Origin of the sequence: Aggregatibacter sp. HMT-949, assembly GCF_041734645.1 — a bacterium.
Lineage (GTDB): Bacteria > Pseudomonadota > Gammaproteobacteria > Enterobacterales > Pasteurellaceae > Rodentibacter.
Window position 1 is genome coordinate 216,285 of sequence record NZ_CP162010.1, and the last position, 15,723, is coordinate 232,007.

Sequence of the window (15,723 nt, forward strand, 5' to 3'; positions counted from 1 at the left end):
TGCAATTATTAAGGCGACTTCCGTAATGGTTGGTGTCGCGTAATTCGATTCATAAAATAATCATTTAATATAAAAAGGTAGGATTAATCTGTGGCTTATTTGCGCTAAGTAAAGCGCAGTTAAATTCAACACGCTTTGGCTTAAAAGTCGCCATTATGTAGTAAATGCACGAATATCCGAACGAAGTACGGATTGGGATCACAAAATAGCACCGCATTGGAAGTCATTTCAATGCGGTGCTATTTTATAGAGGCAATCTAACTTTATGTAACAACTACATAATTTGGTTAAAAGCTAGAACATGTATTTTAATGTTGTGTAGTAAGAACGTCCCGGTTCGTTATAGCTTTGTGCCTTACCGTCAACATATAATCTCTTGTTTAAGATATTACTTATACCGGCGCGAACACTAAAGTTTTGCCATTTATAACCGATACTGGCGCCCCATAAGCCATAACTGCCTTGGCTTTCTCGAATTGTCATATCGTGTGCGCCGGTTCGGCTGAAGTCCATATAACGGGTACCTTTTGATTTGCTAAATTGCTTGCCGAAACGGGTATAAGTGGTTGCAAAATCTAATTTATCAGTAATCTGATAACTTAGAGTTGAGCTAATTGTGTATTTTGGTGAAAGATTTAATGGGTTACCTGTTGCACGGTTTTTACTTTTTGTGAAATAAGTAAAGTTGGTATCTAAACTTAATTTATCGGTGATAAGTGGTAAATTTAAATAACCTTCAATTCCGGCAACGGTTGCGCGAGTTACATTACCCCATTTATAAATATTGGTGGTACGGATATATTGTCCCGGCGCGCCATACTGACCGACACGTCGATAACTTGGGTTATCTGTGGTACCTAGTAGAGCCTCATCGGCATCGATCTTGTTACGGTAGTCATTGTAAAAATAGGTTAAACCGAGTTTATAACCTTGGTCATTATGCAATTCAAAACCGATTTCTTTGTTTACACTGGTTTCCGGTTTAAGATCTTTACTCCCGATGGTGTAGCAAGAACCTACAGTGGTGATATTTGCCGCTGTTGCCGGACAGTTATTTTGGCGGTTTGCCAATACATAGCCTTCCGTAATTTGATAAAGGTTAGGTGCCTTATAGGCTCGAGCAATACCGCCTTTTAAGGTTAAATACGGGTTCACGTCTTGTGATAGATTTAGGCTTGGAGTCCAATTGCCGCCAGAAACGCTATGATGATCAAAACGAATTGCCGGCGTAACAACAGTACCTTGGCCAAAATCAATCATATCTTCAACAAAAATACCGTATTCGCTTAAGCTGGTTTCACCACTACGATTTTCACTTTGCAACCAAGGAATCACACCTAAATTCATCGGTCTGTTATTTCTCAGGTTGTAGCTCATTGAACTCGGATCATTGAGTTTGCTGTGGTTAGCTTCCATTCCAATAGTTAGTAGGTGTTCTGCGCCGAATGTAAATGGAATACGTAATTCATTGCTGAATCGAGTGTTGGTAAGATCGCTATCTGTAAAGTTTAAATCACCACCATTCCAGTGTCCTTCCATCGCAAAGCCTAAACCAACAGGTAGTCGTGCATTAGTCGTTTTATCAAAAGCAATATAGGTTTCGTTTTCACCCCAAGACCATTTGCCTTTATGAGTGAGAGAGTAAGCTTGACGGTAAACTCGATTAGTTTCTAGATTTCGTCCCGCTAATTCTTTTTCTGCATCATTTGCACCCCAAGATTCACTATCGCCGGAATAGATATTTCCTTGACGGCTATAGCTTACATCGAACGTTAAAGTTTGATTTGGTGTAATGTTCCAATTTAAACGACCAGCAATATCTTTATTGCGTAAACCTTCACGGCCCGCGTAAGACCATGTACCGTCTGGGTTCGCATTAATAGATGGTGAATCTGCACGCGTTTTACTCCAACTACCGTATAAACGGAAGCCTAACACATCTTTCATTAAAGGACCGCTTAAATTAAAGGTTGTACGGTTAGTTGTGCCGTATTTACTGTCTTCCGGTAAATTTAAATAATAAGAAAGGCCACCTTTTAATTCATTTGTTACAGATTTTGTTTTAATGTTTACTACGCCACCCATAGCGCCTGAACCGTAACGGGCTGCTGACGTACCGCGAATCACTTCAACGGAATCAATTTCTTCCACCGGTACCCATTTACTGTCACCGTGTGTATCGCGCGCACCAAATCGTCCGTAACGGGCGCTGTTACGTGAAGTTGCCGGTTTACCATCAATTAAAATAAGGGTGTTTTCCGGCCCCATAGAACGAATATCAATTTGTCGTTTGTTGCCGTAAGAACCATTACCATTTCCCGAAGTAAAATTTACGCCCGGTTGCATGCGAACTAATTCGGCAATATCACTTACTACCGGTTGTTTGGCAATCTCTTTTGAGCTAAGAGTTGTTCTTCCTAGTGATTGATTGGAAGATTGTTCCGTGTCGGCTGTGACCTGAATAATATCTAATTGATCAGCACGGGAAACTGTGGAAATAACTGCTAAGCCGATAAGACTTAGCCCCGATAAAGTTTTTTGCATAAGTAGTTAGATAAATAACTTTGCAATGATAAGATCGATATATATTTGAGTAAATAGCGAAATTTGGGTAAGAAAAACCTTGATTCAATGCAAAAAATAGTATCGGCATTTTTTGGGGGGAGACGATGAGTTACGCGCTTTTTAAGATAAGTAAGAAAATAGACTTTGTGGTGAATACCGCAATGCAGACAGTGCACATCGCAAATATTGTCAGGGTTTCCTAGTACGTTTTATAGTCCGAAAGTTTTGTGTACTGTTACAAATAAAAGATAAGAAAATATAGCAGAAACAATAAGTTAAATCTTTTTGGAGCTGCTACATAATACTGCATTTTTTTATAAAAAAACCGCACTTAAAAGTGCGGTCTTGACTTGAATTGTTTTAATTACGCTAATTTTTTAATTTGTGCAGCTAATTTGGATTTATGATTTGCCGCTTTGTTAGCGTGGATTAAACCTTTAGAAGCCATACGGTCAACAACTTTTTGCATTTCAACGAATGCTGCTTCAGCTGCTGCTTTTTCACCTGCTGCTACTTGAGCATATACTTTTTTGATGTAAGTACGCATCATAGAGCGTTGGCTTGCGTTATGTTGGCGGCGTTTTTCGGATTGAACCGCACGTTTTTTTGCTGACTTGATATTAGCCAAGGTCAAACTCCTAAAATTTTTGTTAATTGATAGACAAAATAAAGGGCGTCAATATGCCGATTTTTTATACATTTGTCAATGAGTGATTTGTGTTGATTTCGGTGAGACACAACCGAAAGTAAGCATCGTTATTTTTACAAGCTTTTTCAATAGGGGCTCACACAAACGATGTGTGGCGGATTCTATCAGTTTTTTGGTGCGGAATATAGCGTAAAAGCAAAATTTCTATACAATTAGGCTAAAATTTTCTGGTCCAAGAGAGCTTTATTTTGAGTAAACGACTTTTAAAATCCGGCATTATTGTAAGTGGAATGACTTTATTGTCGCGCGTGTTAGGCTTGCTGCGCGATGTAGTAATTGCTCACCTTATCGGTGCGGGAGCCGTGGCGGACGTATTTTTATTTGCTAACCGAATTCCGAATTTCCTACGCCGTCTATTTGCCGAAGGAGCCTTCTCGCAAGCGTTTGTGCCGGTATTGGCAGAATATCAAAAATCCGGTGATCTCAATAAAACCCGAGAATTTATCGGAAAAGTGTCCGGTACGTTGGGCGGTTTGGTCAGTATCGTAACGATTTTGGCCATGCTAGGCTCGCCGATCGTTGTGGCTTTATTCGGTATGGGCTGGTTCACCGATTGGTTAAACAATGGCCCTGACGCGCATAAATTTGAACAGGCGTCCCTGTTGCTCAAAATCACCTTTCCTTATTTATGGTTCATAACTTTCGTAGCGCTTTCCGGTGCGGTGCTCAACAGCATAGGTAAATTCGGCGTGATGTCATTTTCGCCGGTGCTGTTAAATATCGCTATGATTGCCACCGCGCTTTTTTTAGCCCCACAGATGGATAATCCTGACTTGGCTTTAGCAATCGGCATCTTTCTCGGCGGTTTGTTGCAGTTTTTGTTCCAAATTCCCTTTATGAAACAAGCGGGATTGCTCGTTAAGCCTAAATGGGCGTGGCATGATGAGGGAGTGACGAAAATTCGTAAACTTATGCTTCCGGCTCTGTTTGGTGTGTCGGTGAGCCAAATCAATTTATTGTTGGATACGGTCATTGCCAGTTTTTTGATGACCGGTTCTATCAGTTGGCTTTATTATTCCGACCGCTTATTGGAATTTCCCCTCGGGTTATTCGGCATTGCGATTTCCACTGTAATTTTGCCGACACTTTCGCGCCATCATGTCAATCGCCAAGATAATTCGGTGCAAAGCGCGCTAGACTTTCGCAATACCATGGATTGGGGCGTGCGAATGATTTTATTACTCGGCGTGCCGGCCGCCGTTGGCATTGCGGTATTGGCTAAACCAATGTTGCTGACGCTGTTTATGCGTGGCAGTTTTACCCTTCATGATGTGCACGCGGCGTCTTATTCTTTATGGGCGTTTAACGCGGGCTTGCTGAGTTTTATGCTGATTAAAATTTTTGCCAACGGCTATTACGCGCGCCAAGATACCAAGACGCCGGTAAAAATCGGTGTGATCGCCATGGTGAGCAATATGGGTTTTAATGTATTGGCGATTCCTTTTGGTTATGTGGGGTTGGCTATGGCTTCCGCCATGTCGGCGACCTTGAACGCATGTTTACTTTACCGCGGTTTAGCGAAAGCGGAAGTGTATCGTTTTTCGCACAAGAGTGCGCTCTTTTTGGCTAAAGTGTTTGCCGCCTCCGTGCTGATGGGCACCGCATTGAGCTACTACACGCCGGGCATCGAGCAATGGGCGTCTATGACTTTTTTAATGCGTGTGCATTGGCTTGCTTGGTTGATCGTTTTGGCTGTCTTGGTTTACGGCGGCATGCTGATTTTATTAGGTATAAGGAAATCTGCTTTTATTGCGGGTAAATTCGAGGAAACCACAGCCATTTAGCCGTCTAGATTGTCATTTATCGGTTTTTTCATTAGAATACCCACACATTATCAAGTTTTATTTTTTAACTTAAAAAGGTGCGTTATGGCGAATTGGGAGGGCAAATATATCAGCCCTTATGCGGAGCATGGTAAAAAAAGCGAACAGGTGAAGAAAATTACCGTGTCGATTCCGATCAAAGTTTTAGAAATTTTAACCAACGAACGTACCCGCCGTCAGTTAAAAAGCCTACGTCACGCAACCAATAGCGAATTGCTTTGTGAGGCTTTTTTACATGCCTTTACCGGTCAACCCTTACCGACAGATGCAGATTTGATGAAAGAACGCCACGATGAAATTCCGGAAAACGCAAAAGAGATTATGCGTCAATTGGGAATTGATCCTGAAACTTGGGATTATTAACCGCTTTCTTTATTTAGCCCTTCTAAAATTGCACAATCGGGGCAATCGTTGCCCTGACAATCATCATGCCAGCGTTGCAATGCTGCGAGCATTTTTTCTAATCGTTCGATTTGTCGTTTTAACGTTTCAATATGTTGCGCCGTGAGCGCTTTAACTTCGCGGCTGTTGCGACGAGGGTTGTCTTGCAAATGTATCAGTTGTTCGATTTGTTGTAAGGAAAAGCCCACATCGCGCGAATGGCGAATAAAATGCAACCGTTCAATATCTTTTTCTTCATAATGACGATAGCCGGAAAGGCTACGTGCCGCCGGTTTAAGCAAACTAAGCTTTTCATAATCCCGAATTTGTTTGGCGCTGAGTCCGCTTAATTTTGCCGCTTCGCTAATATTCATAAAAAAATCTTGACCTTAACCTTGAGTTAAGGTTTATAGTAGCCGACATCCGTTTATCATTCAATCTAAAACAAGGAGAAATCTATGAAAAACGTTCGTTTAATTATCACAGGAATGCATTGTGGCGGCTGTGTGAAAAGTGTCACGCAGGTGCTGGAAGCGCTTGATGGCGTAGAAAAAGTGAATGTCGATTTGCAAGGCTATGCAGACATTCAATTTGATGAAAGCAAAGTTTCCATCGGCCAATTAATTGAAACCATTGAGGACGCAGGCTTTGATGCAACAGCATAAAAAAATTCGCCTGCAAATTGAAGGCATGACTTGCCAATCTTGTGCCAGTCGCATTGAAAAAGTGTTGAATAAAAAGCCTTTCGTGTCGCAAGCAAATGTGAATTTTGCGGTGGAAGAAGCACAAGTGGAGTTTGATCCGAGCCAAGCCGACGTGGAAGAGATTATCGGCATTATTCAAAAAACGGGTTTTAAAGGCACCTTGAAAAGCGATGCGCCGGTTGCGTCACACAAGCGACAAAAACCGCATTGGCGCCTTTGGTTGTTGCTGCTGATTAATATTCCGTTTTTGTTCGGTATGTTCGGAATGTTACTTGGTAATCATGATTTAATGCTGCCGCCGATGTGGCAATTTATTTTGGCGACCATTGTACAAGTCGGTTTGGCGATTCCGTTTTATCGCGGAGCTATCGGCAGTATTCGCGGCGGTCTTGCGAATATGGACGTATTGGTGAGCAGTGGCACGCTGACGATTTACCTTTATTCCACTTATATGCTGTTCCACCACCGTGCTTTGGGGCATGATGCGACGCATCACATTTATTTTGAAGCAGCGGTGATGGTGATCGGTTTTGTAAGTCTCGGTAAGTTTTTGGAAGAACGCACCAAAAAACACAGTTTGAATAGCCTTGAATTATTGCTCCAACTCACGCCGAAGCAAGTCAGCGTATTGCGAGCCGGCGCTTGGCGAAACATTCCGCTTGATCAAGTCAACGCCGGTGATGTATTGCGGGCCAATCATGGCGAACGTATCGCGGCAGACGGCGTGGTGGAAGAAGGCCACGGTTGGTGCGACGAAAGTCATTTAACCGGCGAATCAGCACCGCAAATGAAGCAACCGCAAAGTTCCGTGCTGGCCGGTTCGATGGTGACGGAAGGCAGCCTGACTTATCGCGCGAATCAGCTCGGCGCGCAAACCTTGCTCGGTGATATGATGAGTGCGCTTTCCGAAGCGCAAGGTACAAAGGCGCCCATTGCGCGCTTTGCCGATAAAGTTGCCGGTATTTTTGTTCCGGCAGTACTTGCCGTTTCGGCGCTTACTTTCATGCTTACTTGGCTGTTTACGAAGCAACTCGACACTTCCGTTATGCACGCCGTTGCGGTATTGGTGATTGCTTGTCCTTGCGCGCTTGGGCTTGCCACACCAGCCGCCATTATGGCCGGTATGGGTAAAGCAGTGAACAGCGGCATTTGGTTTAAAGACGCGGCGGCGATGGAGCAGGCGGCGCATATCGATACCGTGGTATTAGACAAAACCGGCACGTTAACGAACGGCGATCTTCAAGTTGTAGCCGTCTGGCGGCCTTCCAATGCGGTGCTCTCGGAGGAGTCGCTTTACCGCATTGCCGCCACTGTCGAACAACATGCCGCTCATCCGCTGGCGCAAGCCATTGTGCATACGGCACAAGAAATGAAGCTCGAAATTAGCACCGCATTGGAAGCCCAAACTACGCCGGGCGAGGGAATTTGCGCACAAGTGGAAGGGGTGGGTTCGGTTAATGTCGGTACTCCGGCATTTTGTGGATTTGCCCTGCCGGAAAATTTACCGGATGTATGGCAAATTGCTAGTGTAGTGGCGGTTTCCATAAACGGTGAAGCGGCGGGCGCTTTTGCCTTGACGGACACGTTACGGTCGGAAAGCAAGCAAGCGATCGCGCGCTTACGACAACGCAATATCGACGTGCTGATTATGAGCGGCGATCGCCAATCGGTGGTGGATTATGTTGCGCAACAGCTCGACATTCAACACGCCTTCGGCCAACTCAGCCCGCGCGATAAGGCGGCTAAAATTCGAGCCTTGCAGCAAGAAGGCAAAATTGTCGCGATGGTGGGCGATGGCATTAACGATGCAGCGGCGTTAGCTATGGCCGATGTCAGTTTCGCCATGAAATCGGGTTCCGATGTGGCGCAGCAAACTGCATCAGCGACTTTAATGCGTCAGTCCGTGAATCAATTAGCCGACGGAATTTTCATCGCGCAAGCTACCTTAACGAACATCAAACAAAACTTATTTTTTGCTTTGATTTACAACCTATTAGGTATTCCGCTCGCAGCATTGGGCTATTTAAGTCCGGTTATTGCAGGCGGTGCGATGGCGTTAAGCTCCGTTTCGGTGCTGACCAATGCGTTAAGATTAAAACGTTTGAAACTCCGTTAATCAATAACCGTATAAGTGCGCTCCGCATAACCGCAGCACTCAGAAAATGACGCCAATGCGGTGCTATTTTGAGAGTAGACGGCGGTTGGTTTTTCGTATAATCGTCATTGCCGATTGGCACCGCATTCAAGCAAGGTTTATCGCCGTTCCTCGTACAAGTCGAAAGCTTGTCGGTATTGCGTATTAAACTATTTTGGTTTTTGGCCGTTTCCCTTTATGATGGCGAGGTGCCTTTTACAAGGGAATTTATGAAAAAAATACGCGTTATTCCGCATACCGCTTGGGCGGCAACTTCGCTTTGGTCCATACGATTTAAAACTTTATGGGTTTTACTTTTGGCGTTGGCCGTCTTGGGCGCGGGCGATGGTTTGATCGTCCTTTCCGGGCTCGGTTCAACACCTTGGACGGTGCTCTCGCAAGGCATTGCGTTACAAGGCGATATCAGTATCGGTTGGGCGTCATTTTTCATTAGCGGCATTGTTATGCTGGCGTGGTTACCGCTTAAACTCCGCTTTGGATTAGGTACCTTGCTGAATATTATCGTCATCGCCTTTTTCCTCGGATTGACCACCAAAACGGTACCGGAACCGACCACGCTTTTACTTCGCATCATTTTCGGCATCAGCGGCTTGTTTCTATACGGCTTAGGCACCGCATTTTATTTGACGTGTCATTTAGGCGCGGGGCCGCGTGATGGTTTAATGGTGGGCATTTGTCAGCGTTTTCATTGGAAAGTTGGCATTGTGCGTAGCGGTATTGAAATCTCGGTTTGTATGTTGGGATTTTTTCTCGGCGGCACGGTGGGCGTCGGAACGTTGGTATTTGCCGCCGGAATTGGTTGGATTGTGCAAAGTTACTTAGCTTTAATTGCCCGCTTGCCAAATTCGACGTACGAAGGGAATAATTGAGGTTAGAGCCGCTTTGATAGAAATTAAGCCTAAATTCATCTGTGTGTTTTTGCCGGCCGGCGGACAAAAAGCCAGGTGTTTATCCGCATCGTTAATCGGTTTCCAACGTCGCGGCTGAGAAGAACGACTGTTCGGATAGAATCCGACGGTCGGTACGTTAAACGCGCTGCTTAAATGCAGTGGCCCGGTTGAACCGGCAATAAACAAATCGGCACAAGCCAAAGAATGGGCAAAATCCACTAGGCCATGATTTTTATCGTAAATCGCCACGCGCGAGTCGTTCACTAATTGTGCCAGCTCATGAGCTTTTTCACTTTCGCCCGGCCCCGCTGTTAGCACCGCATTGCAATCAAATTCGGTAAGCAAGCCTTGAATTAATTCGGCATATTGAGGTAACGATAAATTCGTTGCCGAACCGCCGGAACCGCTATGCACGAAAATCCATTTTTTATTGGTTGAAATCCCTAACGTTTGGCTTAAAAAAACGCGCTGATTTTCGAGCGCACTTTTATCGAAGGTTAAATAAGGCGGTTTTACTTCTACAATCGGCATATTCTGTTTTTTCAGAAATGCACGGACTAAATCTTGATTGTATTCCGCTTCTGATTTTTCCGAGCGGGAACGACGCTGAGTCAGACGATGATTATAGAAAAACTGAACAAATTTCGTAGCCGGCGCCAAGCGATATTTTATACCGCTTTTCCAGGCTAATTTGGCATTATGCGTATTGGAAAAAAAGCTGATTAACCCGTCAAAATGATGGTTTTTTATTTCATTAAGCAGTCGCCGAAAATCGGCTTTATCGTCTTTTTTACTATCAATAATGATACTGTCTAAATAAGGACAGATTTCAGCCAGTGGCGATGTGTAAGCGGGCACTAGGGCGGTTAATTTTAATGACGGATTGGACGCCTTCAACATAGCAAATGCCGGCCACGCTTGTATAAAATCACCGAGTTTATCGTTACGAATGACTAAAATATTATTCATGCTTCGCTCTTTGCTGTTCGGTTCTCATCATGGCGTAGAACACAATAACGAGGAAAAAATAGAAAATATTGCCGGAATTGTGGTTAAAAAAGCTTTGGCTTAAGCAATAAGTCATCGCTGAGATAATATGCATAATGCCTAATATGGCCGTCATTTTTACAGTTGAATTACCGGCGGTTTTTAGTCCTTGTATGAAAATTCGTAATGGCAAGATGAAAACTCCGAGCAAAGCCAGTATTCCAAGCAGGCCGTATTTCGTCAATACATCTAAATATTGGTTATGAGCATGTTTAAATGTCCCCGCGTATTCACTAATAGTCCCTTCAGAAACCTGTTGCGTCTGTTTTTCTTGATAGCCTTTTACGCCCCAACCCAAAATCGGTTTTTCTTTTATCATCAATACGGCACCTTTCCACATATCAAATCGTGCGCCGAGCGAGGTGCTAGTATTTTTTCCTGATAAATAAGAGGTAATATCATATTTAGCTTGGTTAAAACGCTCCATAACCCTCATTTCGGAGGTTTGAGCGGCGCCTACACCGGCCAGAATGAAAATGGAAATCGCGCCGATAAAAAATTTTTTTGATAAATAATGCCGATAAAACCAGAGGGAAAATATGATAAAAAGCGGCAAACCGATCCATCCTCCGCGTGCGCCGGATAAAAGGCTGCCAATGATGCCGAAAATAACCGCCGAAAAACATAGTAGGGCGGTTTTTTGCATTTTTCGCTCAAGAGAATAAAACCCTAAAACTAAGCTGAATATGCCTAAAGACATAGCAATGTCGCCCCCTTGAATATGCATAATTCTCGGCGAAAAAGCTAACCAAACTTGAGAAACGAAACGATCATAAATGGCGATACCGCCTGCAATTATTGCTCCAAGAGGAATACAATAAATCAATACTTGAGGGAGAAGCCGAATTTGCAGTAGAAGAATTAAAACAGGAATGAAAACTAACGCTCTACTCGGGTTATCCAATTCCCGAACGTTACCTTTGTGAATGAAAAGAGAGATGAGAAAAACAGCAAAATAGAAAACATAACAGCAAATTATCCATTTATCATTTTTTGAAAAGGCTAATTTCGTTTTTCGAGTTAATAGAAATAGGCTATATCCTATGCCGAGTACGCCACAAAAAAAAGGCATCCAGTTATATGCCCCTTTTGCCGCGAGAAGAGAAAGGAAGAAGAAGCCAATCGCAAAATTAATGACGGCAGAAAAAGATTTTTGTTTTGAGATTTGCATAAGTCATCACTCTAATAATAAAAAACCGCACTCAAAAGTGCGGTTGTATTTTAGTGTATTTTTTAACAATTATAAAACGTCAACGCAGTTTAAGTCTTCGAAAGATTGTTCTAAGCGTTTAGACATAGACTCTTCCATTTTGCGTAACCAAACGCGTGGATCGTAGTATTTTTTGTTTGGTGCATCAGGGCCTTCTGGGTTACCTAACTGACCTTGCAAATACGCTTCATTTGCTTTGTAGAAGTTGAGTATACCGTTCCAAGATGCCCATTGGGTATCGGTGTCGATATTCATTTTGATTGCGCCATAGCTGATGGCTTCGCGGATTTCTTCACGGGAAGAACCGGAACCGCCGTGGAACACGAAGTTAATCGGTTTTGCAGGAAGGTTGCGTTCTTTTGCCACGAATTCTTGGCTTGCACCTAAGATAGACGGTTTTAATTTTACGTTACCCGGTTTATATACGCCGTGTACGTTACCGAATGCGGCTGCAACGGTAAAGTTCGGGCTGACCGGATGTAATTGGTCGTAAACATAAAGTACATCAGACGGTTGGGTGTAAAGGCGGGATTCATCGGCGCCGGAGTTATCCACGCCATCTTCTTCCCCACCGGTGATACCGATTTCGATTTCAAGGGTCATGCCTATTTTGCTCATACGGGCAAGGTATTCACGGCAGATTGCCATATTTTCTTCCATTGGTTCTTCAGAAAGATCAAGCATATGGGAAGAGAATAGCGGACGACCGGTTTCAGCAAAGTGTTTTTCACCGGCTTCAAGTAAGCTGTCAATCCATGGAAGTAATTTTTTCGCTGCGTGGTCGGTGTGTAAAATCACCGGTACGCCGTATTCTTTGGCTAAAGTATGAACGTGTTTTGCACCTGCAATGGCACCTAATACGTCTGGACGGGCACCGCTGGTCGGTTTAATGCCTTTACCAGCGTAGAATGCGGCACCGCCGTTAGAGAATTGAATAATCACCGGTGCTTTCACGCGGGCAGCCGTTTCTAATACGGCATTCACGGAGTCGGAGCCGACGCAGTTGACGGCAGGAAGCGCGAAGCCGTGTTCTTTTGCGTATGCGAATACTTTTTGAACATCTTCACCGGTAAGTACGCCCGGTTTGACGATATCTAATAATTTAGCCATAGTTGTGTTTCCTTTTTATGTGGAGTGGGTTTTACCCCACCGTTTGAAAAATTAGATTTTTTATTGATAGCGCGCGTCTCCTAACGCGTGCGGACTTGCATTTTGATTTGGACACGCGTCGGGAGACGCGCGCCATCGTTATCTTATGCGGGAAAAGTGCAGTTAATTTTTCGCACGTTTCTCAAGAATTTCCACGGCCGGTAAGGTTTTACCTTCTACGAATTCTAAGAATGCGCCGCCACCGGTGGAGATATAGGAAATTTTATTTGCGATGCCGAATAAATCAATTGCTGCAAGCGTATCACCACCGCCTGCAATAGAGAAAGCGTCGCTGTCAGCAATGGCGTGAGAAATAATTTCTGTTCCTTTGCGGAAGTTCGGGAATTCAAACACACCAACTGGGCCGTTCCATAATACGGTTTTCGCATTTTTAATAATGTCTGCAAGTTGTGCAGCGGATTTGTCGCCGATATCGAAAATGGATTCGTCATCTTTCACTTCGGTCACGGATTTTTCTGTCGCCGGTGCGGTTTCGGAGAATTCAGTACCGACGCGCACATCTACCGGCACAGGAATGTCGGTGCTTGCGGCTAGTTCTTTAGCCACCGGGATTAAATCGGCTTCGTATAAGGATTTGCCTACGTTATGACCGGCTGCGGCAATAAAGGTGTTGGCGATACCGCCACCCACGATAATTTGGTCAGCGATTTTAGACAGGGAGTTTAACACTTCCAATTTAGTAGAGACTTTAGAACCACCCACGATCGCTACCATTGGACGTGCCGGTTCTTTTAATGCTTTACCAAGCGCATCAAGTTCTGCGGCAAGCAATGGACCTGCACAGGCAACCGGCGCGAATTCGGCAACGCCGTAAGTAGAGGCTTGCGCACGGTGTGCCGTACCGAAAGCGTCCATCACAAACACATCGCAAAGTGCGGCGTATTTTTTGCCTAATTCAGGATCGTTTTTCTTTTCGCCTTTGTTGACGCGGACGTTTTCTAATACCACGATTTCGCCCGCTTTTACATCGACACCGTTAAGGTAATCACGCACCAAACGTACCGGCACATCAAGGTGTTCGTTTAAATAATCAACAACAGGTTGGAGGGAATCTTCAGGTTTGAATTCACCTTCGGTCGGACGACCTAAGTGGGAGGTAACCATCACTTTAGCGCCTTTTTCCAAGGCTAATTTTAAGGTTGGGATGGTGGCTCGGATACGCGCATCTGACGTGACTTTACCGTCTTTCACCGGCACATTAAGATCGGCGCGGATAAATACGCGTTTACCGTTTAAATCTAAATCAGTCATCTTAATTACAGACATAATTTACCTCTTTGCTTGTTAAAAATAGGACTGCCCGCATTATACCTAGTTCTCGCTAGGTTGTAACGATTTAGATCAAATAAATGCGAATAACTTTCGATAACTAAAAGCTTACTATTTAGGACAATTCATCACTTGCCACCGCTTGTCGTAACAAATAAATATTTCGTTGCGGCTCGCGTTTAAATAGGCATTTTTCAACTGCGGATTATGTTGTTTTAGCCAACGGAACAACTCACTGCGATTCAGATTTTTGAGCGGCAAATGCAGCGAGGTGAATAATTCCTGTTCTTTGGCGAAGTATTTTTCAGCGGAATCAAAGGCGCAACTGCCGTGTTTTTCCCACTCGCCTTGTAACAATTCAGCGCTTGGTGACATGGTTAAATAAGGCTTGATGATATTTTGGGGCAATGCCGGCAAATCTCCTCGACAAAAGCGCGGATGTTCGGAAGCGGATCGCGCATTGGCATTTTGCGGCCATAAACCGTGCACTACCCAGCCGAAGTTGTGATCAGCACCGCATTGAAAATGGAACGAATAGGGGAGATTTCGCCCGTATTTTTCCCGTTGCGTTTCGCAAAAACCGGGCGACCAAGAGAGCACCAATACATAATAATCCGCCGGCGCATCGACGTTTTGCCCGATGGGATCATCGCGCATCAGCACATCATAATCGGCAAAAACACTGTCGCTGGTGAGAGTGTCGGGACTTTTCGCTTGAATTTCGGTTGGTTTGACCAATTGAGGCGAAGCATCTTTTCGCCCATCAATAAAATATTGCCAAACGCTGAAGGCAACAAGAGCAATAATAGGAAGTGCGGAAAGTCGTTTTTTCATAAAATCCGTTCGTTTTTTGTTAATTGGTTATTTGTCGGCTATAATTCGCCGCTTTCTATTTCAACTCAAATTATTCGATCGAGGATTAGCATGGCGTTACTCATCACTCACAAATGCACAAATTGCGATATGTGCTTGCCGGAATGCCCGAATGAGGCGATTTCCGTTGGTGATGATATTTACGTGATTGATCCCACTCTTTGTACCGAATGCGTCGGCCACTACGACACGCCAACTTGCCAAAAAGTGTGTCCGATTACCAACTGCATTAAGCCGGATCCCGCTCATCAAGAAAGCGAAGCGCAACTTTGGGAACGTTTTGTGATGATTCACCATTCGGACGAACTGTAAAGCCAAGAGCGAAGGCGCGTCGTTTTTCTATGTTCCGTAAGATAAATAAAATTAAACTGCTCAAAATCGCCGCGATTTTGATTTATCTGTTCAGCCCGATTGATCTTCTGCCTGAAGCGCTACTCGGATGGTTCGGATTGACGGACGATGTGGCGGCGGTTTGCTTGTTGATTAAACTTTTATTGGAAAAGTAACGCTTCTTTATTGTGCAGAACGGCATTGTGAAAAACGGCGTGCCGGAAGGGTTCAATGCGGTGCTGATCCGACACCTCATCGCAATCGTTGCCTTTCTTTTCCGGCATTAAGCGGTTATGCCGTTTTCATTTGAAAAATGACCGATTCCGCCTGACAACAAAAGGCGAATTCGGCTTCCAACAAATAGCCGTTTTCCGTATGCGTGATTTCTGCGCGAATTTCGCAAGGCTCGCTTTCCACTTCTCGGGCTTTTTGCGTGAAGAAATTTAATGCGGCTTGCGCTTGTTCTTGCGTGTCATAAATGTAGGCGATTTGTTGTGTGCAATCACGATTATCAAATAGTGATTTCATATCAAAAGTATTACAGCCCACGCATTCGATCGGTTTTTCGGTTTGAATGGCCATGTTTCGCTCCTTTTT

At 44.2% G+C, this 15,723-nt stretch carries 17 protein-coding genes; 7 read left to right on the plus strand and 10 right to left on the minus strand.

The window, feature by feature from the left end; all coding sequences use genetic code 11:
* Positions 1-294: 294 nt before the first annotated feature.
* Both AB3F25_RS01170 and rpsT read right to left on the minus strand, forming a co-directional pair.
* Positions 295-2,544 carry a FepA family TonB-dependent siderophore receptor gene (locus tag AB3F25_RS01170; RefSeq protein ID WP_373603704.1) on the minus strand — a complete coding sequence of 750 codons (2,250 nt, stop codon included), beginning with the start codon at positions 2,542-2,544 and terminating at the stop codon, positions 295-297.
* A 385-nt stretch (positions 2,545-2,929) separates the two neighbouring features.
* Positions 2,930-3,193 carry a 30S ribosomal protein S20 gene (rpsT, locus tag AB3F25_RS01175; RefSeq protein ID WP_005548279.1) on the minus strand — a complete coding sequence of 88 codons (264 nt, stop codon included), beginning with the start codon at positions 3,191-3,193 and terminating at the stop codon, positions 2,930-2,932.
* 269 nt (positions 3,194-3,462) lie between these two features.
* On the opposite strand from rpsT, the gene murJ reads away from it, so the two are divergent.
* Both murJ and metJ read left to right on the plus strand, forming a co-directional pair.
* Positions 3,463-5,058 carry a murein biosynthesis integral membrane protein MurJ gene (gene murJ, locus AB3F25_RS01180; RefSeq protein WP_373603705.1) on the plus strand — a complete coding sequence of 532 codons (1,596 nt, stop codon included), beginning with the start codon at positions 3,463-3,465 and terminating at the stop codon, positions 5,056-5,058.
* Positions 5,059-5,142: 84 nt separating this feature from the next.
* Complete coding sequence (gene metJ, locus AB3F25_RS01185) at positions 5,143-5,460, plus strand: met regulon transcriptional regulator MetJ (protein WP_373603706.1); 318 nt, start codon at positions 5,143-5,145, stop codon at positions 5,458-5,460.
* On the opposite strand, the gene AB3F25_RS01190 is transcribed toward metJ, so the two are convergent.
* A complete protein-coding gene (locus AB3F25_RS01190; protein ID WP_373603707.1) occupies positions 5,457-5,852 on the minus strand; it encodes a MerR family DNA-binding protein in 396 nt (131 codons plus the stop codon). The two genes, metJ and AB3F25_RS01190, sit on opposite strands and share 4 nt — an antisense overlap.
* Positions 5,853-5,936: 84 nt before the next feature.
* Here AB3F25_RS01190 and AB3F25_RS01195 point away from each other — a divergent pair, with 84 nt between their 5' ends.
* From AB3F25_RS01195 to AB3F25_RS01205, 3 genes are all read left to right on the plus strand, one after another.
* A complete protein-coding gene (locus tag AB3F25_RS01195; protein WP_373603708.1) occupies positions 5,937-6,143 on the plus strand; it encodes a heavy-metal-associated domain-containing protein in 207 nt (68 codons plus the stop codon).
* Positions 6,130-8,298 carry a heavy metal translocating P-type ATPase gene (locus AB3F25_RS01200; RefSeq protein WP_373603709.1) on the plus strand — a complete coding sequence of 723 codons (2,169 nt, stop codon included), beginning with the start codon at positions 6,130-6,132 and terminating at the stop codon, positions 8,296-8,298. Before AB3F25_RS01195 ends, AB3F25_RS01200 begins: the two co-directional genes overlap by 14 nt.
* 248 nt (positions 8,299-8,546) lie before the next feature.
* Positions 8,547-9,206: a YitT family protein gene (locus AB3F25_RS01205; protein WP_373603710.1), complete on the plus strand. Its 660-nt coding sequence runs from the start codon at positions 8,547-8,549 to the stop codon at positions 9,204-9,206.
* Here AB3F25_RS01205 and AB3F25_RS01210 read toward each other — a convergent pair.
* The 5 genes from AB3F25_RS01210 to AB3F25_RS01230 all read right to left on the minus strand — a co-directional run bounded on the left by AB3F25_RS01210 (position 9,162) and on the right by AB3F25_RS01230 (position 14,757).
* A complete protein-coding gene (locus AB3F25_RS01210) occupies positions 9,162-10,196 on the minus strand; it encodes a glycosyltransferase family 9 protein (protein ID WP_373603711.1) in 1,035 nt (344 codons plus the stop codon). The genes AB3F25_RS01205 and AB3F25_RS01210 overlap by 45 nt on opposite strands.
* On the minus strand, positions 10,189-11,445 hold the full coding sequence (locus AB3F25_RS01215; RefSeq protein WP_373603712.1) for an O-antigen ligase family protein: 1,257 nt from the start codon (positions 11,443-11,445) through the stop codon (positions 10,189-10,191). Before AB3F25_RS01215 ends, AB3F25_RS01210 begins: the two co-directional genes overlap by 8 nt.
* A gap of 69 nt (positions 11,446-11,514) precedes the next feature.
* The gene (fbaA, locus tag AB3F25_RS01220; RefSeq protein WP_373603713.1) at positions 11,515-12,594 is read right to left on the minus strand and encodes a class II fructose-bisphosphate aldolase; all 1,080 of its coding nucleotides are present in this window, start codon (positions 12,592-12,594) and stop codon (positions 11,515-11,517) included.
* 162 nt (positions 12,595-12,756) lie between these two features.
* Complete coding sequence (gene pgk, locus AB3F25_RS01225) at positions 12,757-13,920, minus strand: phosphoglycerate kinase (protein WP_373603714.1); 1,164 nt, start codon at positions 13,918-13,920, stop codon at positions 12,757-12,759.
* 114 nt (positions 13,921-14,034) lie between these two features.
* Positions 14,035-14,757, minus strand: coding sequence for a ribonuclease (locus tag AB3F25_RS01230; protein ID WP_373603715.1), 723 nt, complete (start codon positions 14,755-14,757; stop codon positions 14,035-14,037).
* 90 nt (positions 14,758-14,847) lie between these two features.
* On the opposite strand from AB3F25_RS01230, the gene AB3F25_RS01235 reads away from it, so the two are divergent.
* Complete coding sequence (locus AB3F25_RS01235) at positions 14,848-15,108, plus strand: YfhL family 4Fe-4S dicluster ferredoxin (protein ID WP_373603716.1); 261 nt, start codon at positions 14,848-14,850, stop codon at positions 15,106-15,108.
* Between the two features lie 29 nt (positions 15,109-15,137).
* Complete coding sequence (locus AB3F25_RS01240; protein WP_373603717.1) at positions 15,138-15,302, plus strand: DUF1232 domain-containing protein; 165 nt, start codon at positions 15,138-15,140, stop codon at positions 15,300-15,302.
* On the opposite strand, the gene AB3F25_RS01245 is transcribed toward AB3F25_RS01240, so the two are convergent.
* Positions 15,288-15,410, minus strand: coding sequence for a hypothetical protein (locus AB3F25_RS01245; RefSeq protein WP_373603718.1), 123 nt, complete (start codon positions 15,408-15,410; stop codon positions 15,288-15,290). The genes AB3F25_RS01240 and AB3F25_RS01245 overlap by 15 nt on opposite strands.
* A gap of 7 nt (positions 15,411-15,417) precedes the next feature.
* The gene (locus AB3F25_RS01250) at positions 15,418-15,708 is read right to left on the minus strand and encodes a YfcZ/YiiS family protein (RefSeq protein ID WP_373603719.1); all 291 of its coding nucleotides are present in this window, start codon (positions 15,706-15,708) and stop codon (positions 15,418-15,420) included.
* Between the last annotated feature and the right edge of the window lie 15 nt (positions 15,709-15,723).